Source organism: Qipengyuania sp., from assembly GCF_048550555.1.
Taxonomy (GTDB): Bacteria; Pseudomonadota; Alphaproteobacteria; order Sphingomonadales; family Sphingomonadaceae; genus Qipengyuania.
The window spans coordinates 62,453-80,605 of record NZ_JBLYYF010000039.1 but is presented as its reverse complement, the minus strand read 5'-3'; the positions used below and the strand labels follow the sequence as shown (position 1 = coordinate 80,605).

The 18,153-nt window shown below is 65.2% G+C and carries 20 protein-coding genes; 13 read left to right on the top strand and 7 right to left on the bottom strand.

Features of this window, described 5'->3' with window-relative positions:
• Positions 1–18 precede the first annotated feature (18 nt).
• Complete coding sequence (locus ACN4E0_RS09940; RefSeq protein WP_419567498.1) at positions 19–867, top strand: Coq4 family protein; 849 nt, start codon at positions 19–21, stop codon at positions 865–867.
• Positions 868–869: 2 nt separating this feature from the next.
• Here ACN4E0_RS09940 and ACN4E0_RS09935 read toward each other — a convergent pair whose 3' ends face one another.
• From ACN4E0_RS09935 to ACN4E0_RS09910, 6 genes are all read right to left on the bottom strand, one after another.
• The gene (locus ACN4E0_RS09935) at positions 870–1,541 is read right to left on the bottom strand and encodes a nitroreductase family protein (protein WP_419567497.1); all 672 of its coding nucleotides are present in this window, start codon (positions 1,539–1,541) and stop codon (positions 870–872) included.
• Positions 1,542–1,568: 27 nt separating this feature from the next.
• The gene (locus ACN4E0_RS09930) at positions 1,569–1,946 is read right to left on the bottom strand and encodes an argininosuccinate lyase (RefSeq protein WP_419567495.1); all 378 of its coding nucleotides are present in this window, start codon (positions 1,944–1,946) and stop codon (positions 1,569–1,571) included.
• A gap of 77 nt (positions 1,947–2,023) precedes the next feature.
• Positions 2,024–2,431 (bottom strand): hypothetical protein, encoded by a 408-nt coding sequence (locus ACN4E0_RS09925; RefSeq protein WP_419567494.1) that lies wholly within the window; start codon positions 2,429–2,431, stop codon positions 2,024–2,026.
• 3 nt (positions 2,432–2,434) lie between these two features.
• A complete protein-coding gene (gene purL / locus ACN4E0_RS09920) occupies positions 2,435–4,681 on the bottom strand; it encodes a phosphoribosylformylglycinamidine synthase subunit PurL (protein ID WP_419567493.1) in 2,247 nt (748 codons plus the stop codon).
• Positions 4,682–4,691: 10 nt separating this feature from the next.
• Positions 4,692–5,372, bottom strand: coding sequence for a hypothetical protein (locus ACN4E0_RS09915; RefSeq protein ID WP_419567492.1), 681 nt, complete (start codon positions 5,370–5,372; stop codon positions 4,692–4,694).
• A 3-nt stretch (positions 5,373–5,375) separates the two neighbouring features.
• On the bottom strand, positions 5,376–5,771 hold the full coding sequence (locus ACN4E0_RS09910) for a DUF2177 family protein (RefSeq protein WP_419567491.1): 396 nt from the start codon (positions 5,769–5,771) through the stop codon (positions 5,376–5,378).
• Between the two features lie 64 nt (positions 5,772–5,835).
• Between ACN4E0_RS09910 and ACN4E0_RS09905 the strand changes: the two genes are divergently transcribed.
• The 5 genes from ACN4E0_RS09905 to queA all read left to right on the top strand — a co-directional run bounded on the left by ACN4E0_RS09905 (position 5,836) and on the right by queA (position 9,361).
• On the top strand, positions 5,836–6,093 hold the full coding sequence (locus tag ACN4E0_RS09905; RefSeq protein ID WP_419567490.1) for an exodeoxyribonuclease VII small subunit: 258 nt from the start codon (positions 5,836–5,838) through the stop codon (positions 6,091–6,093).
• Positions 6,094–6,098: 5 nt separating this feature from the next.
• Positions 6,099–6,998, top strand: coding sequence for a polyprenyl synthetase family protein (locus ACN4E0_RS09900; protein WP_419567647.1), 900 nt, complete (start codon positions 6,099–6,101; stop codon positions 6,996–6,998).
• On the top strand, positions 6,995–7,507 hold the full coding sequence (gene coaD, locus ACN4E0_RS09895) for a pantetheine-phosphate adenylyltransferase (protein WP_419567646.1): 513 nt from the start codon (positions 6,995–6,997) through the stop codon (positions 7,505–7,507). The genes ACN4E0_RS09900 and coaD overlap by 4 nt, the downstream gene beginning before the upstream one ends.
• Before the next feature lie 83 nt (positions 7,508–7,590).
• Positions 7,591–8,295, top strand: coding sequence for a peptidylprolyl isomerase (locus tag ACN4E0_RS09890; protein WP_419567645.1), 705 nt, complete (start codon positions 7,591–7,593; stop codon positions 8,293–8,295).
• 37 nt (positions 8,296–8,332) lie between these two features.
• Positions 8,333–9,361, top strand: a complete 1,029-nt coding sequence (gene queA / locus ACN4E0_RS09885) for a tRNA preQ1(34) S-adenosylmethionine ribosyltransferase-isomerase QueA (RefSeq protein WP_419567488.1) — start codon at positions 8,333–8,335, stop codon at positions 9,359–9,361.
• On the opposite strand, the gene ACN4E0_RS09880 is transcribed toward queA, so the two are convergent.
• Complete coding sequence (locus ACN4E0_RS09880) at positions 9,353–9,928, bottom strand: WHG domain-containing protein (RefSeq protein WP_419567487.1); 576 nt, start codon at positions 9,926–9,928, stop codon at positions 9,353–9,355. The two genes, queA and ACN4E0_RS09880, sit on opposite strands and share 9 nt — an antisense overlap.
• Positions 9,929–9,973: 45 nt before the next feature.
• Between ACN4E0_RS09880 and ACN4E0_RS09875 the strand changes: the two genes are divergently transcribed.
• The 7 genes from ACN4E0_RS09875 to ACN4E0_RS09845 all read left to right on the top strand — a co-directional run bounded on the left by ACN4E0_RS09875 (position 9,974) and on the right by ACN4E0_RS09845 (position 18,129).
• Positions 9,974–11,404 (top strand): carotenoid oxygenase family protein, encoded by a 1,431-nt coding sequence (locus ACN4E0_RS09875; RefSeq protein ID WP_419567486.1) that lies wholly within the window; start codon positions 9,974–9,976, stop codon positions 11,402–11,404.
• Between the two features lie 6 nt (positions 11,405–11,410).
• On the top strand, positions 11,411–12,352 hold the full coding sequence (locus tag ACN4E0_RS09870; protein ID WP_419567485.1) for an ABC transporter ATP-binding protein: 942 nt from the start codon (positions 11,411–11,413) through the stop codon (positions 12,350–12,352).
• Positions 12,349–13,113, top strand: coding sequence for an ABC transporter permease (locus ACN4E0_RS09865; RefSeq protein WP_419567483.1), 765 nt, complete (start codon positions 12,349–12,351; stop codon positions 13,111–13,113). Before ACN4E0_RS09870 ends, ACN4E0_RS09865 begins: the two co-directional genes overlap by 4 nt.
• A gap of 57 nt (positions 13,114–13,170) precedes the next feature.
• Positions 13,171–14,118 carry a DUF481 domain-containing protein gene (locus ACN4E0_RS09860; protein WP_419567481.1) on the top strand — a complete coding sequence of 316 codons (948 nt, stop codon included), beginning with the start codon at positions 13,171–13,173 and terminating at the stop codon, positions 14,116–14,118.
• Positions 14,119–14,120: 2 nt separating this feature from the next.
• Positions 14,121–15,245, top strand: a complete 1,125-nt coding sequence (gene tgt, locus ACN4E0_RS09855) for a tRNA guanosine(34) transglycosylase Tgt (RefSeq protein WP_419567480.1) — start codon at positions 14,121–14,123, stop codon at positions 15,243–15,245.
• A gap of 25 nt (positions 15,246–15,270) precedes the next feature.
• Entirely contained in the window at positions 15,271–16,032 is a 762-nt protein-coding gene (locus tag ACN4E0_RS09850; RefSeq protein ID WP_419567479.1) for a M50 family metallopeptidase, read from the top strand.
• A gap of 351 nt (positions 16,033–16,383) precedes the next feature.
• On the top strand, positions 16,384–18,129 hold the full coding sequence (locus ACN4E0_RS09845; RefSeq protein WP_419567478.1) for an alpha/beta hydrolase family protein: 1,746 nt from the start codon (positions 16,384–16,386) through the stop codon (positions 18,127–18,129).
• Positions 18,130–18,153 lie beyond the last annotated feature (24 nt).

Here is an 18,153-nt window from a genome sequence, read left to right as displayed (position 1 = left end):
TGTTAAAGACTGACGGCTATGAGCAGAAGCATGGCCAGCAGCGCATCCACCCCTTCCGGTTCAGACACCGCCCGCGACGGGACCCCGCTGCGCCATCCGCGGCGGCCCAAGGCGCGCTACCGCCCGCTGACGGCGCTGAAACACTTCCGCGAGTTGCTCAAGGACAAGGAAAACACGGCCGAGGTCTTCAAGATCTACGACGCGCTGCCCTCGGGCAAATTCATTCCCCGCGTCCGCGCCCTGACACTGAGCCAACAGGGCGAGACGCTGCGCGCGAGCGAACCTTTCCTGCCGACGATCCTCGACGATCACGCTGCGCTGCGCCGGCTGCCCGAAGGCTCGGTGGGGCAGGCCTATTGCGATTTCATGGAGCGCGAGGGGCTGTCCGCCGCCGGACTGGTCGAGGAATTCGCCAAGGCCGGACGGCCGACCTATGACGATCTCATCCAGTGGTTCGGGTTCCGCCAGCGCGACACGCACGATCTGATGCATGTGCTGACCGGCTACGGCCGCGACGCATTGGGCGAGCAATGCGTATTGCTGTTCACGCACGGCCAGGCGCCGAGCCAGGGGCACCTGCTGCTCGGCTATGCCGGTTCGCTCCATCTCAAAAAGCTGGTCAAGAGCGAGGCGCCGGTGATGAAGGCGGTGCGCCAGGCGCATCGCACCGGCAAGGCCTGCCCGCCGCTGGTCGGCCTGTCGATCCGCGAACTGCTCGCCAAGGATCTCCAGCAGGTCCGCGCCGAACTGAACATTCCCGAGCCGCACTGGTATCGCGAATGCCACCGTGTGTGGCGCGAGGAGGGGATCGATCCCTACGACCTGCTCGCGCAGGAGCGCGATCCGGAGATGGCCGCGGCCGCCTGAGGTCAGAGCCAGCTGGCGATCTGCTCCAGCGGTTTCTTGTCGAGCGCATGGGCGGGCACGGTCGCGTCCTCCGCCGGGTGCCCCACCACGACGACCATCAGCGGTTTCTCGTGATCGGGCCGGCCGCAGATTTCGCGCAGGAATCCCATCGGCGAGGGCGTATGCGTCAGCGTTGCCAGTCCGGCCTCGTGCAGCGTCGCGATGAGGAGCCCGCAGGCGATCCCGACGCTCTCGGTGACATAGTAGTTCTGCGTTTGGCCGTCCTCGGCGATCCCGCCCTTGCGCTGCGCGAAGACCACGATCAGCCAGGGCGCGGTCTCGAGAAAGGATTTGTCCTCGTCGGTGCCGAGAGGGGCGAGCGCCTCGAGCCATTCCGCGCCGGCCTTGCCGGCGTAGAACCTGCGCTCTTCCTCTTCTGCTGCCTCACGGATCGCGCGTTTCCTGTCGGGCGAGGACACGGCCGCGAAGTGCCAGGGCTGGTGGTTGGCGCCATTGGGCGCGGTGCCCGCTGCCTCGATCGCCGCAGCGATCACCTCGCGCGGCACCGGCTTGTCGGAAAAATAACGGCAGGTACGGCGTTCTTTCAGCCGGTCTCGCATGTCCTGGGCAAGGGCAATGCTCACGGCCTCCGGGAGGTTTGGGAGCGAATAGGGGACGGTCTCGTGGTCGCGCATGACACCGTCCCTAACGCATGCGTGCGATCAATGCGATGCGGTCAGGTGGGTATCCCCGGAGCGCGCATTGTAGAACAGCTCGAAGTGCCAGTCCTCGCACAGGTCTAGCCCGTCCCAGATCGCCTCCTCGCCATCGTCATAGACCACTTTCAGGTCCCAATCGCAGGTGTTCGCGGAGCGGCGGAAATCGACTTCGAACTCCTGCCCGTCCTCGAGCACGTCCCAGTCGAGCACGTCCTCTTCCCAGCTGCGCGAGGATGCGGGCGAGATGTAGATTTCGGAAATCGTGTAGCCGGTGGAATTCACCAGCGTGATCTTTTCGTACATTTGCGCGACTGCCGCGCTCGCGGTGCCTATTGCGAGCGCCACGCCCGCGCAAAGCTTCAGCCAGGTCCGATTGGTCATGTCGACATCTCCCCCGTCGATGAACAACGATTGCCTATACTAGGCGCCAATCGCAGGGGCCGAAAGCCGAATTCGGATCAGCGCAACTCCTTGCGAATGACCAGCTTCAGACCGGACCAGACCTCGTCGACCGCGCAGACCTTGGTATCGACCAGGCCGAGCGGGAGACAGACCTCGCGGATCGTGTCCTCGGTGATATCGGACGGGACCTTCGACGCCTTCTTGGGCCAGCTGACCCAGATATGCCCGTCGCGCGCCATCGTGTCGCGCAGAGTCGCGAGTTTCGCTTCCATCGCGCTTCGCTCGGTCACGAAGATATGCGCCGCGTCGGGCCGCTCTTCGGGGCCTGCGACGAAGATCAGCTCGAGCGCATATTCGCCGATCTCGTCCTGCACGCTCTCGGGCATGGCATCGAACCACACCCGCTGCCCGTCTCGCAGGCTGAGCTTTTTCGCCAGCGGCGTGCCCGAATAGCCGACCGTCACGGCTCAGGCCTCCATCCACTCGGCGAAGAAGCTGCGGTGTGCGGTGCGCATGGCCGCGACGGTGTTGCCGAACAGCGTGTCGCCACCGGTCTTGCCGATGCGGCGGAAGCCGATCGAGGCGGTTTCGTCGCTCTCGGTGCCTTTGGCGAGCGCTTCGTTGAGCGCCGCGGTATCGGGCACGGTCACGACATAGCGGCCCTGGTCCTCGCCGAACCACCACTGCGCCCGCGTGTAATCGCGGTGCCATTCGACCTCGGCCCCGATGCCGCCAGCCATCGCCATCTCGGCGAGCGCCACGGCGAGGCCGCCGTCGGACACGTCATGCACGGCGCTGACGAGACCGTCGGCGATAAGCTGGCGAACGATCTTGCCCGCATTCTTCTCGACGGTGAGGTCGGTCGGCGGGGTCCGGCCCTCGTCGCGGCCGTGGATCTCGCTGAGCCACAGCGACTTGCCGAGATGCGACCGCTCGGGATCGGGGGTCGCCCAATGCTCGGCTCGAATGAGGTAGATCGCCTCGCCTTCGGCCTTGAAGGGCATGGTCATCATCCTGGCGTAATCGTCGATGAGGCCGACCCCCCCGATCGCCGGAGTGGGAAGGATGGCCGAGCCGCCGCCGGTCGCCTTGCTTTCGTTGTAGAGGCTGACGTTGCCGCTCACGATCGGGAAGTCGAGCACGCGGCAGGCGGCGCCCATTCCCTCGAGCGCATGGACGAATTGACTCATGATCTCGGGCCGCTGCGGATTGCCGAAATTGAGGCAATTGGTCGCCGCCAGCGGCCGCGCGCCGACCGCGCAGAGGTTGCGATAGGCTTCGGCGATCGCCTGCTTGCCGCCCTCGTAGGGATCGGCATGGACATAGCGCGGGGTGCAGTCGGTGCTGATGGCCAGCGCCTTCTTCGTGCCGTGCACGCGGACGACGCCCGCATCGCCGCCGGTCTGGAGCGTATCGGCGCCGACCTGGCTGTCGTACTGTTCCGCAATCCACTTGCGCGAGGACAGGTTGGGCGAGGCCAGCAGCTTCATCAGGTCGCCGCCGACGTCTTCGGTGTCGGGGCGCTCGGTCATGGGCTTGATGCCCGCCCAGGCGGTGTAGTCGTCCTTCGAAAGGTAGGGACGGTCGTATTCGGGCGCATCGGCGGCGAGCGGGCCGAGCGGGATGTCGCAGACTACTTCGCCGTCGAATTCGAGCACCATGTGGCGCGTGTCGGTGACCTCTCCGATGACCGCGAAATCGAGCTCCCACTTCTCGAAGATGGCCTGCGCCATGTCTTCCTTGCCTGGCTTCAGCACCATGAGCATGCGCTCCTGGCTTTCGCTCAGCATCATTTCGTAGGGGGTCATGCCCTCTTCGCGGCAGGGCACCTTGTTCATGTCGAGCCGGATGCCGGCCTTGCCGTTGGTCGCCATTTCGACGCTGGAGGAGGTGAGGCCGGCCGCGCCCATGTCCTGGATCGCGACGATCGCGTCGGTCGCCATCAGCTCGAGGCAGGCTTCGATCAGCAGCTTCTCGGTAAAGGGATCGCCCACCTGCACCGTGGGGCGCTTGGCGTCGGCATCTTCCTCGAAATCGGCGGAGGCCATGGTCGCTCCGTGGATCCCGTCGCGTCCGGTCTTCGATCCGACATAGACGATCGGATTGCCCACGCCCGTGGCGGCCGAATAGAAGATCCTGTCGGCATCGGCGACGCCCACGGTCATCGCGTTGACCAGGATGTTGCCGTCATAGGCGGGATGGAAATTGGTCTCGCCGCACACGGTGGGCACGCCCACGCAGTTGCCGTAGCCGCCGATGCCCGACACCACGCCCTGGACGAGATGCTTCATCTTGGGGTGGTCGGGCCGTCCGAAGCGCAGCGCATTGGCGTTCGCGACCGGGCGGGCGCCCATGGTGAAGACGTCGCGCAGGATGCCACCCACGCCCGTCGCCGCGCCTTGATAGGGTTCGATATAGCTCGGGTGGTTGTGGCTCTCCATCTTGAAGATGGCGGCCTGGCCGTCGCCGATGTCGATCACGCCGGCGTTCTCGCCCGGGCCGCAGATCACCCAGGGGGCCTCGGTCGGAAGCTTCTTCAGGTGCAGGCGCGAACTCTTGTAGCTGCAGTGCTCGGACCACATGACCGAGAAGATGCCCAGCTCGACCAGATTGGGCTCGCGGCCCAGCGCGTGGAGGACGCGGTCGTATTCTTCGGGGCTGAGGCCGTGCTGTTCGACGACTTCGGGGGTGATCGCGGATTCGACTGTTGCCATGCGCGCGCGCTTAGCGCTGCACGCTCGCTACCGCCAGTCCCACCTTGTTTTTATGCCACCGCGTCGTCTGCACCCAGAAGGCCAGCGCGGTGAGGATCGCATAGCTTAGCAGGGCCAGCAGATACATCCCCACACCCGCCTGTTCCGGCTTGGCGCCGAACCAGTCGATTGCCTGGAACAGCAGCAGGGCCACGAGCAGGATCAGCGGCGGAACCAGCGGCCCCTTCGTGCGGCGGATGTAATAGCAATAGGCCAGCAGCACGAGACCGATCTCGAGCGGCATTTCGATCCAGGGCAGGTTCCACAGCCCCAAACCGTAACGGCTTTCGCCCCCGGCGATGGTCAGGTCGGGGCGATGAACGAGGAGGTCGAGAAGCCAGTGGCTCACCACCACGATCGCGCCCCAGGTAGCGGCCACCGGATTGCGTGTGACGAGCCACACTACGAAGCCGAAGCCGAGGGCCCAGAGGGCGCTGGCCAGCAGGCTGTGCGTGTAGGGCATGTAATAGAGGTCGAGCGGGTTCATCGCGGTGATCCCAGGCACCAGCCGCACCCTCTCGATCCCGACGATGGCCAGCGTGAAGAAAACCCAGTCGATGAATTGCGCCGCAACGAAGAGCGTGCCGAGCTTGGGCGCCTCGTCGGTGATGCCGCGGGCTGCGAAGGCGGGGGCGAAATGGCCGATGAACATCGCTCAGCCGACCCTCTCTGCGACGAAGGTCGCCGCACCGGCGGCGAATGCGGTGGCGAAGGCGCCCCAGGCGATATCGGCCAGCGTCACAGTGGTCGACCAGTCGCGCAGAGTCGCCTGGTTGGTGAGGTCGTAGGTCGCATAGCAGATCGCGCCCAGCAGTGCCCCGTTGAGCGCGGCGGCGCCGACCCCGCCGGCGAGACCCGGCCGTACGGCGAACCAGACGATCGCCGCGATATAGGCGGCATAGAAGATCAGTGCCGGGACCAGGCGGAACTCGTCCGCCAGCAGCTCGCCGAGCCGGGGACGATAGAAATTGGGCCCGGCCCAGCTCAGCCACACCGCGTCGAGCCCGCCGAATACCAGTGCGGCGACTACGACGGCCACAATCCACGTCATATTGCCCGTCCCCCTTTTTGGTTTACTTGACCGCGCGCAGGCTGGCCGTCAATGCTTGCCCGCGATGGCAGAGGAACAGTCACAGATCCCCGAGATGAGCTTCGAGCAGGCATTGCGCGAGCTCGAAGGCGTGGTCCGCAGGCTCGAAAGCGGCGACGTGCCGCTCGACGAGAGCATCGATCTCTACGAACGCGGCGAGCAGCTGCGCAAAGCCTGCCAGGCACGGCTCGATGCGGCACAGGCACGGATCGAGAAGATCGTGGCTGGCAGCGACGGCAAGCCGACCGGCACCGAACCGTTCGATGCGGGCGCCTCCGCGTGAGCGTGATGACGGCGATGCCCGACCTGCTAGGCGATGCCTTCGAACGGATCCAGGACGAGGTCGACAGCGCCTTCGACGCCTTCCTGCCGGTGCCGCAGGATACGCGGGCGCGGCTGGTGGAAGCGATGCGTTATGCCGCGATCGGCGGGGGCAAGCGCGTACGTCCGCTCCTGGTGGTCGCCACGGCCGAGCTTTACGGCGTCAACCGCGACGCGGCGGTCAACGCCGGCTGCGCGATCGAGGCGATCCATGCCTATTCGCTGATCCATGACGATCTGCCCTGCATGGACGATGACGAGTTGCGTCACGGGAAGCCGACGCTGCACCGCAAGTTCGACGAGGCGACCGCGGTCCTGGCGGGCGACTGCCTTCATGCGCTCGCCTTCGACATCCTGACCCAACCCGATACCAGCGCCGATCCCTTCGTGCGTGCCGAACTGGTCGCGACGCTCGCGCGCGCCAGCGGTCACGAGGGCATGGCTGGCGGGCAGATGATGGACATCGTGTCCGAAGAACAGGCCTACGACCTGCAGCAGATAACCCGTCTCCAGCAGCTCAAGACCGGTGCGCTGCTCGCCGCCAGCGTCGAGATGGGCGCGGTTCTCGGCCGCATCCCGCCCGAGGGGCGCACCCACCTGCGCGCCTATGCCCGCGACATCGGGCTCGCCTTCCAGATCGCCGACGACCTGCTCGATGTCGAAGGCGACGAGACCAAGGCGGGCAAGGCGCTGCGCAAGGACGCGGGGCAGGGCAAGCAGACCTTCGTCACGCTGATGGGCGCCGAGCAGGCGCGCGCGCAGGCGGAGATGCTGGTCGAGCAGGCGGGGCGGCACCTCGCCGGGCATGGGGAGGACGCGCGGCTGCTCGTCGAATTGGCGCAGTTCATCGTCAGGAGGGACCACTGATGGCCCGGCGCATCGGCATCTACCCGGGGACTTTCGACCCGATCACGCTCGGTCACATGGACATTATCGAGCGCGGTGCGAAACTGGTCGACGAGCTCATAATCGGCGTCACCACCAATATCGCCAAATCGCCCATGTTCGACGACGACGAGCGCATCGCCATGGTCGAACGCGAAGTCGCACGCATAGAAAGCGACTCCATTCGCGTGGTGGGCTTCAATTCGCTGCTGATGGATTTCGCGGAGCAGATGGACGCCGGGATCGTCATCCGCGGGATACGCGGAGTGACCGATTTCGAATACGAGTATCAGCTCACCGGCATGAACCGTCAGCTCAACGACCGGATCGAGACCGTCTTTCTGATGGCCGATGTCGAACTCCAGCCGATCGCCAGCCGGCTGGTCAAGGAAATCGCGTTCTACGGCGGGCCGATCGACAAGTTCGTCACCGCCAAGGTTCGCGAGGATGTGGAGACACGGGTTCGCGAGCAAGGTCGCAAGGGTGGCTGAGGGCGTATCCCAACCTATTCATTGAACGGACAGTCGCCCCTCGCTAGACGGTCCGCCATCCAGGACATTGCTACGGAATGACGATGCTCAAGACTTCGCTTGCCCTTGCCGCCGCGTTGACCCTCGCCGCGACGCCCTTTGCCGTCCAGGCGCAGGATGAACCCGCGACGGAAGAATCCGCCGCGGCTACCGAACCCGCCGCCGATACGCGGGTCTATTCGCCGGTCAATTTCAACGTCGAGGAAGATCTCGAGAACATTCTCCTGCTCGATCTGTCGAATGGCCAGCGCGTGGCGATCCGGCTGAAGCCCGACTGGGCACCGCACCATGTCGAACGGATCAAGACGCTGACCCGGCAGGGTTTCTACGACGGGATCATCTTCCACCGCGTGATCGACGGTTTCATGGCCCAGACCGGCGACCCGACCGGGACCGGTACGGGGGGATCGGAGCTGCCCGACCTGGCCGAGGAATTCAACCCGATGCCGCATGTTCGCGGCACCGTCTCGATGGCACGTGCCGCGAGCGAGGACAGCGCGAACAGCCAGTTCTTCATCATCTTCTATCCGCGCTTCAACCTCGACACCAATTACACCAATTTCGGGCGTGTGATCTCCAACATGGCCGCGGTCGATGCGATCCAGCGCGGCGAGCCGCCCGCCAATCCGACGCGCATCCTGCAGGCCTCGATCGCCGCCGACCGCAAACCAGTCCCGGCGATGCCCGCACCGCAGGCCGCCGGCGAGGAAATCACGGCCGACGATCTGAACGCGCCGCTCGGCAACTGACTTTCCATCGCGCCGCACCCGGACTAGGGGCGGCGCGATGAAAGTCGACCTTTTCGATTTCGAACTCCCGCCCGAACGGATCGCGCTACGCCCGGCGCGGCCGCGCGATGCCGCGCGCATGCTCGTGGTGCGCAAGGATGGTCCGTTCGAGAATCGCGGCGTGCGCGACCTGCCGCAGCTGCTGCGCGCAGGCGACGTCCTCGTCTTCAACGATACGCGCGTCATCCCGGCGCAGCTCGAAGGGCGTCGCGGCGAGGCGAAAATCGGTGCGACGCTGCACAAGCGGATCGATCTGCGGCGTTGGCAGGCCTTCGTGCGCAACGCCAAGCGGCTGCGCGTCGGCGATGTCGCCGAATTCGGCGGCGGGGTCACCGCAGTGGCCGAGGAGCGGCTGCTGGACGGCAGTTTCCTGCTCTTCTTTGAGGGCGAGGAACCGGTCGAGGTGCTGCTCGAGCGCGCCGGGCGCATGCCGCTGCCGCCCTATATCGCCGGCAAGCGCGGGACCGACGAGCGCGACCGCGAGGACTACCAGACCATGTTCGCGGCTGAGGACGGCGCCGTCGCCGCGCCGACCGCTGCGCTGCATTTCACGCCGGAGCTGATCGCGCTGCTCGAGGAGGCTGGCGTCGGCCGCGAGACGCTCACGCTGCATGTCGGAGCGGGGACCTTTCTCCCGGTCAAGGCCGAGGATACCGACGACCACGCGATGCATGCCGAATGGGGCCGGATCGAACCCGAGACTGCGGATCGGCTGAATGCCGTACGCGCCGCCGGAGGCCGGGTCATCGCCGTTGGTACGACCAGCCTGCGCCTGCTCGAAAGCGCGACGGGCGAAGATGGCGCGATCCGTCCCTTCGCGGGCGACACCGCCATCTTCATCACGCCGGGATACCAATTTCGCGCGGTCGACGGACTGATGACCAATTTTCACCTCCCCAAGTCGACGCTGATGATGCTGGTCAGCGCGCTGATGGGACGCGAGCGGATGTTGGCGGCCTACGAACACGCGATCGCCGAGGAATACCGTTTCTACAGCTACGGCGATTCCTCGCTGCTGCTACCCTGATCTGGGAAACAGACTACGCGTATCGAGCATCCGCTCGATCAGCGCGTCATCGGCGGGGATCCTTCCGTCGAGCATGAGCATGGCGATGCCATGCGCTATCGACCAGGCCTGCAGTGCCAGCGTCTCCGCACGCTCTGGGTCGCCCGCCAGCGCCCGTGTATTCGCTGTCAGCAATTCGCGCGCGGGATCGGGCTGGTCGTTGTGCTCGATCGGCTCGCCTTGTGTGAACATCAGCCGGAACAGCGCCGGATGCGCCAGGGCAAAGCGGACATAGGCGCGGCCGGTTTCAGCAAAGCCCGCACTTCCGCCACCGACCTTCTCGGCCGCCTCTGCCTGTTCCTTCCCAAGCAGCTGCAATCCCTCCATCGCCAGCGCCTTGTCGAGCGTGCGCTTGTCGGGGAAGTGCCGATAGACCGCGGTGGCCGAAACACCCACGCTCCGGGCCAGTTCGCGCAGCGAGGGCGCCTTGCCGCCGGGACCTTCGAGCGCGGTCAGTCCCGCCGCAAGGAGAGCGTCGCGCAGGTTCCCGTGATGATAGGCTTCATTCGATGTTGACACTGTTATCATTGGCCCTATGTTTACAGCGTTCACTTTAATCGGAGCGAGTCGGTTATGGCAAGCGTCATCGAGAAAACCATCCGCAAGGCAGTCACCCCGGCGATTCAGGCCGTCGCCACCATCAACCGTACCCGATTGCCGGGAGCGCAGAAGAATCCCTTCCTTCATGGGGTCCACACGCCGCTGACCGAGGAATTCACGTTCGAAGACCTGGCGGTAGCCGGGACTATCCCCGCCGAGCTCGACGGGCGCTATGTCCGGATCGGTCCCAATCCCTTCGGCGAAGGCAGCAAGGGCCACCACTGGTTTATCGGCGACGGCATGGTCCACGGTGTGCGGCTGCAGGGCGGCAAGGCCGAATGGTATCGCAACCGCTTCATCCGTTCGCGCGATCTCGAGGGGAAGGGCGGACCGCCCGCGATCGGCGGCCCGCGCCGCGGTTTTGGCGATACGGTCAACACCAACGTCCTCGACATCGGCGGCAAGATCATGGCGCTGGTCGAGGCGAGCAGCTTTCCCGTCGAACTCGACGGCAATCTCGAAAGTGTCGCCTATTCTGACTTCGGCGGCGGGCTGACCGGATCCTTCACCGCGCATCCGCACCAGTGCCCGACGACCGGCGAATTCCACGCCATTTGCTATGACGGGGTGTCGGCCGACACGATCCGCCATGTCGCGCTCGACGGTATGGGGCGCGTGCTACGCGAGACCCCAATCGCGGTGCAGGACGGGCCCTCGATCCACGATTGCGCGCTGACCGAGAATTACGTGGTGATCCTCGACCTGCCGGTGACATTCTCGATGCAGGCGCTGATCGGGGGGCACAAGTTCCCCTATCGCTGGAACCGAGCGCACCGCGCCCGCGTCGGCCTGCTGCCGCGCGGCGGATCGGGCCGCCAGGTCGTCTGGCACGAGGTCGATCCCTGCTATGTCTTCCACGTCGGCAACAGCTTCGAGGACGAAGCCGGTCGCGTCGTGGTCGACCTCTGCGCCTACGAGACCATCTTCGACGGCGCGATGGCCGGGCCCTATGGCAAGTCGCTCGGGCTGGAGCGCTGGACGCTCGACGGCAGTGGCGGGAAGGTCGTGCGCGAAACGCTCGATGCGTCCGGACAGGAATTCCCGCGCCCCGACGAGCGCTATTTCACCCGCGCCTATCGCTATCTCTGGGCCATGGGCCTTCCCGCGGACGGCGACCTCGAATTCGTTGCGCCCATGCCGCTCTACCGCCACGATCTCGCCACCGGCGAACGCGTCCAGCGCGATTTCGGCGAGGGCCGCATTCCGGGCGAGTTCGTGTTCGTTCCGCGCAGCGCCGACGCTCCCGAGGGCGACGGCTGGGTGATGGGCTATGTCATCGATCGCAATGAAGGCACCAGCGCGCTCGAGATCCTCGATGCCATGAGCCTCGACCCGGTCGCTGCGGTCCATATCCCGCATCTTATCCCCCCGGGCTTCCACGGGAACTGGATCGCCGCTAGCTAGGAGCGTGTGGATCCGATTCTCGAACTCAGCGGCCTGTCCAAGGTCTATCCCGGCGGGCTCAAAGCGCTGGACGACGTCGATCTCACGATCAGAAGGGGCGAGATATTTGCGCTGCTCGGGCCCAACGGTGCAGGCAAGACGACGCTGATCGGCGCGGTCTGCGGCCTGGTGCGTCCAACCGGCGGCACGATCCGCGCCTTCGGGCACGATATGGCGAAGGACTGGCGCCAGGCGCGCAGCCGCATCGGGCTGGTACCGCAGGAACTCGCCACCGACATGTTCGAGCCGGTCGAGCGCGCCGTGTCCTATTCGCGCGGCCTGTTCGGGCTGGCGCCCGACAAGGCGCGGATCGAGGAAATCCTCCGCTCCCTGAGCCTGTGGGACAAGCGCGACGAGCGCATCATGGCGCTGTCGGGTGGGATGAAGCGCCGCGTGCTGATCGCCAAGGCGCTGGCGCACGAGCCCGACCTGCTGTTCCTCGACGAGCCCACCGCGGGGGTCGACGTCGAACTGCGCAAGGGCATGTGGGCGATCATCGACGAGATGCGCGGACGCGGCGTGACCATCATCCTCACCACGCATTACATCGAGGAGGCCGAGATGATGGCCGACCGCGTCGGGATCATCAACCGGGGCAAGCTGCTGATGGTCGACGAAAAGGACGCCATGATGGCGCGGCTGGGGCGCACCGAGGCGCATATCACGCTCGCCGCGCCACTGGGATCGCTGCCACCGGAGATCGCGCGCTTCCCCGTAGAACTGGAAGCGGGCGGCACCTCGCTCTGCTATCGCGGCGGCGACGGGACCGGCAAGGGCAAGGCCGAGGTCGCCGAGCTGACCAAGGCGCTGATCGCAGCGGGGATCGACTATGCCGGCATCGAGACGCGCGAGAGCAGTCTCGAGGACATCTTCGTCTCGCTGCTCGGCGAAGGGGAGGGCGCAGAATGATTTCCTGGCGCTCGACCTGGTCGATCTACACGCGCGAGCTGATGCGTTTCCTGCGCACCGCCTTCCAGTCGGTCCTCGCGCCGGTGCTGACCACTTCGCTCTATTTCGTCGTCTTCGGCGCGGCCATCGGCGGGCGCATGCCCGATCTCGGCGGAGTCGACTACGGCGCCTTCATCATCCCCGGCCTGCTGATGCTCACCCTGCTCGGCGAGACCACCAGCAATTCCAGTTTCGGCATCTACATGCCGCGCTTCACCGGCACGATCTACGAGCTGCTCAGCGCGCCTGTCGGAGTCGCGGAGACACTGCTCGGCTTCGTCGGCGCGGCAATGACCAAGAGCCTGATCCTCGCCACGATCATCCTCGTCACCGCGCGGCTGTTCGTCGACTATTCGATCGCCCACCCGTTCCTCGCGCTGATCTATATCATGCTGGTCGCCGCAGCCTTCAGCCTGTTCGGCTTCATCCTCGGGATCTGGGCCGACAATTTCGAGAAGCTCGGCATCATCCCGATGCTCTTCCTCACCCCGCTGACCTTCCTTGGCGGGACCTTCTACTCGATCGAGATGCTGCCCAAGCCGTGGGACACGATCGCGCTGGCGAACCCGATCGTCTACCTCGTCAGCGGCTTGCGCTGGACTTTCTACGGCAAGGCCGATGTTGACATCGGCCTGAGCTTCGCGATCACGCTTGGCTTCCTTGCCGCATGTATCGGGGTGATTACCTTTATCTTCCGCACCGGCTGGCGCCTGCGCGCCTGACCCCGCGCATACGATTGCGGGTTGGCGCGCAGGCGCACAAGACGCTAGGCGCGTGCGATGCGTTTCCTCCTGCTGCTTCCTCCCCTGCTGCTGGCCAGCACTGCCGTTCCGGCGCAGGCCGAACTCCCCGAAGGCGCGCGAGCGATGATCGACGCAGCGTTGGCGACGGGGGACAAGGCGAAGGTCGCCACCGTGCTCGACCTCGCGCGCAGCACCTGGCCCGATGACTCCGCCGAGATTGATGCGGTAGCATCCGCCTTCGACGCCTCTTTCGCCGCCAGGCAGGCAGAGGCCGAGAAGAAGAAGGAGCAGACCATCCGCAATGCCGGCCTGTTCGATATGTGGAAGGGCGAGGGCGAACTCGGCGGCTTCCAGTCGAGTGGCAACAGCGATACCGTCGGCATCACCGCAGGGCTCAAGCTCAAGCGCGAGGGGATCGACTGGTCGCATCGGCTGCGGGCCCGCTTCGACTACCAGCGGCAGAACGGCGTCACGAGCCGCGAGCAGATGTTCCTTTCCTATGAACCGCGCTGGCAGTTCGACGAGAATCTCTTTGCCTATGGCCTGTCGCAGTTCGAGCGCGACCAGATCCAGGGTGTCGATGCGCGCTATGCGGTCTCGGGCGGTCTCGGGTATCAGGTGGTCGCCACGGATGGCCTCAGCCTGTCGCTCAAGGCCGGCCCGGCCTATCGCGTGACCGACTATACCGACGGCCGAAAGGACAGCCGCATCGCAGCCCTCGCCGGGCTCGATTTCGACTGGAAGGTCTTCGACCGCGTGACGCTGACGCAGGATGCGAGCGCGGTCGCCGAGACGGGGGGCGAGGCGGTCGTCCTCATCGACAGCGCGAACACGACGATCAACCTCGTGACCGGGCTCGATTTCGTGGTCAGCGACCGCTTGCGCGCCCGGATGTCGTACCAGCTCGATTACGACAGCAGTCCTCCCGCCGGGAAGGTCGCCACCGACACGCTGACCCGCGCGACCCTGATCTACGGCTTCTGACCATGTCCGAACGTTTCGCCTTCACCATCCACGCCACCGATGGCGCCGCCCGCACTGGCCGCATCGAGATGCACCGCGGCGATATCCGCACGCCCGCCTTCATGCCCGTGGGCACTGCCGCGACGGTCAAGGCGCTCAAGCCGGAGACGGTGCACAAGACCGGCGCGGATATCATTCTCGGCAACACCTATCATCTGATGCTGCGCCCCGGCGCCGAACGCATCGCCCGACTCGGCGGGTTGCACCAGTTCATGAACTGGCAGCGCCCGATTCTGACCGACAGCGGCGGCTACCAGGTGATGAGCCTGTCCGAGCTCCGCAAGCTGACCGAGAAGGGCGTCGAATTCCGCAGCCATATCGACGGCTCGAAACACATGCTGACGCCCGAGCGCAGCATGGAGATTCAGCGCCTGCTCGGCAGCGACATCGTCATGGCCTTCGACGAATGCCCGCGTGCCGACCGGCCGCGCGATGAGATCGCCGCGAGCATGGAAATGTCGATGCGCTGGGCGAAGCGCAGCCGCGACGGCTTCGATGCTGGCGGGGAACATGCAGCGCGCGCGGCGCTGTTCGGAATCCAGCAGGGCGCGCTCGACGAGGAGCTGCGCAAGGTCAGCGCCGAGAAGCTCGCCGAGATCGGCTTCGACGGCTATGCGATCGGCGGGCTCGCGGTGGGCGAGGGGCAGGAAGCGATGTTCGCGACGCTCGATTTTGCCCCCGGCCAACTCCCTGCCGATCGCCCGCGCTATTTGATGGGCGTGGGCAAACCCGACGACCTCGTCGGCGCGGTCGAGCGCGGGGTCGACATGTTCGACTGCGTCTTGCCGAGCCGGTCGGGTCGCAACGGCCAGGCCTTTACCTGGGATGGCCCGATCAACCTCAGGAACGCGCGTTTCGCGGAGGATCAGGAGCCGCTCGACAGCCGCTGCGCCTGTGATACCTGCGGCACCTACACGCGCGCCTATCTCCACCATCTGGTGAAGTCGCAGGAAATTCTCGGCGCGATGCTGATGACCGAGCACAACATCGCCTTCTACCAGCAGCTGATGCAGGCGATGCGCGATGCGATCGGTGACGGGCGCTTCGCGGCCTTTGCGACGAATTTCCGCAGCGATTACTTGCGTTAGGACCATCCTGCGATAGGCTGGAGCAATGGAAAAGAAATCCCACCAGCTCGTCGTGCCCGCCAAATGGGGCCTGCCCTATGCGGAGGACGAGATGAAGCCGGTCGTCAAGCGCGAACAGACCTATATCGTCGCCTTCGCGGTGCTGACCATCATCGCCTGGCAGACCGAGATCGGGACGCTGGCGCTGCTGCCGTTCACCCTGCTGTCGACCTGGTGGCATGAAATGGCGCACGGCCTCACCGCCGCGCTGCTGGGCGCGAATTTCGAGCGTCTCGTGATCTTTGCCGACGGGTCGGGCTTTGCCGAGCATTCGGGCGGGCTTTGGGCTGTAGGGCAGGCGATCGTCGCCGCGGCAGGCCTGCTCGGTCCGAGCGTCGCCGGCTGCACGATGATCGTTGCGTCGCGCTCGCGCCGGGCGACCCGCCTGGCGCTGCTCGCCCTCGGCACCGCGCTGCTCGTGACCACGCTGATCTGGGTCCGCTCGGTGGCGGGCTGGATCGTCCTTCCCGCCTTTGCCGCCGCCGCGCTCTATATCGCCGCACGCGGTAGCGCGAATTGGCAGCGCATCGCCGTCGAGTTCCTCGGTGTCCAGGGCGCGGTCGCCGTCTATCAGGACCTCGGCTACCTGTTCAGCCCGGGTGCCGTGGTTGGCGGCCATGTCGCCCTGTCGGACACCGGGCGCATCGCCGATGCGCTGTTTCTGCCCTACTGGTTCTGGGGCGGGGCGATCACGATCGCAATCGTGGCGATGGTGTGGAAGTCGCTCCAGATCGCCGGGCGATACTGAATTCGATTGCTGGAAATTCGACGGAATTAGTCATCCTGTGCGGTTGCGCTGCGAATAGGCTTTGCTAGTCTTCGCCCGACTTGGAAATAGGGGTCTACATTCATGAAAAAGCTACTCTCCGGCGTCGCCGCCGTGTCCTTTTGCGCGTTTGCTTCGTCGGTCTCCGCCGGCACTGCGGAGGAAGATGCGACTGCATTCGGGGCGCGCCAATCGATCTTCCATGCAAGCCTTTCCCCTTCGGGCAAGAAGCTGGCCTATGTCGGTACCGTCGGGGCCGGGGGCGAGGCGCTCTACACGGTCGATCTCGAAGCGGGTACGCCGCCCAAGCGGGCGCTGGCAGCGCTCGACCCGATGAGCGACCTTTCCTATTGCAACTGGATTACCGAGGAGCGGCTCGTCTGCCAGACGATTGTACGCCGCAAGGACGATTCCATCGGGCGGTACATCGCAGCCACCAGGATGATCTCGGTCAACGCCGATGGCACCGATCCGAATGTGATCGAGGGTCGGAAGTCGATGCGCGCCTATGGCAATATCTACTTTGGCGGAGGTGTTATTTCACTGAATGCCGAAGGAGATGACTCTTCGGTCCTCGCGACGCGCAGTTATGTGAAGGAATCTTCTCTCAACACCCGTCTGGCCAACCAGGCTGAAGGTTTGGGCGTGGTGTCGCACGATGTTGTCACAGGCAAGGAAAAGCTGGTTGAGGCTCCGGACAAGGATGCCTTCGAATATATCGCTGACGATGCGGGAAGCGTGCGGATAAAGGGCACACTCAACAGCAACCCGCGGGGCTACGCGCAGGACACGCTCGCCTATTTCTATCGCGAGCAAGGAACCAAGCGCTGGAGCCCGCTTTCCCGTGCCGAAATCGACAGCCAGACGATCGACGGCTTCGAACCTTACGCAGTCGACACTGCTACCAATGCCGCCATCGGTTTCGACAACGATGACCGCGGATTCAAGACGCTTTACGCAATCTCGCTCGACGGCACGCTGGCACGCAAGGAGCTCCTCGCCGCGGAAGGCGCGGACGTCGATTCGCTCGTGACGATCGGACGGCGCCAGCGCGTGATCGGCGCCAGCTATGCCACCGAAAAGCGTCTGGTGAAGTACTTCGACCCCGCATTCCGTGACTTGGCTGGCGCGCTGAGTGGCGCTCTGCCCGGCAAGCCTGTGGTGAGCTTCGTCGGTGCCAGCGAAGACGAGCGGCAGGTGCTGCTTGTCACGGGTTCGGATGTCGATCCTGGCATGCTCTACAAGTTCGATCGCGACACGAACCAGCTCAATCCGCTTCTGCCGATCCGCGAGACCACCGAAGGGCACAAGCTCGCCGAAATGAAGCCGGTCGTATTCCCCGCTGCCGACGGAACGCAGATACCGGGTTACCTGACGCTGCCGGTGGGCTCGACGGGCAAGAATCTGCCTGCGATCGTCCTGCCGCACGGCGGCCCTTCCGCCCGCGACGAATGGGGCTTCGACTGGCTCGTGCAGTTTTTCGCCGCGCGTGGCTATGCCGTTCTTCAACCCAATTTCCGGGGATCTACGGGTTATGGTGCCGAATGGTTCGGCAAGAATGGGGTCGCGGCATGGCGGACCGCGATCGGCGACGTGAACGACGCCGGTCGTTGGCTGGTGTCGCAGGGCATTGCCGAGCCTGACAAGATGGCGATCGTGGGATGGTCCTATGGCGGGTACGCCGCTCTCCAGTCGCAGGTAGTCGATGGCGACCTGTACAAGGCGGTGGTGGCGATCGCCCCGGTCGCCGACTGGCGTCAGTTGCTCGAAGAGGAGCGTAACACCACGAACTATCGCCTCGTCCAGAAATTCGTCGGAGATGGACCTTATCTCGACGAAGGCAGCCCTATGCGCAACGCGGCCACGTTCGAGGCTCCCGTGTTGCTGGTTCATGGCACTGCGGACAACAATGTCGACGTAGAGCAGTCGCGCAATATGGAAGATGCCCTGCGTAGTGCTGGCAAGCAGGTCGATTATCTCGAATTCGATGGGCTGGCCCATTCGCTACACGATGGTGCCGCACGCAAGCAGATGCTTGTGAAGATCGACAGCTTCCTGGCCGCCAATCTCGGCTCCTGAGTGGGATCGGGCATGGCCCAACGG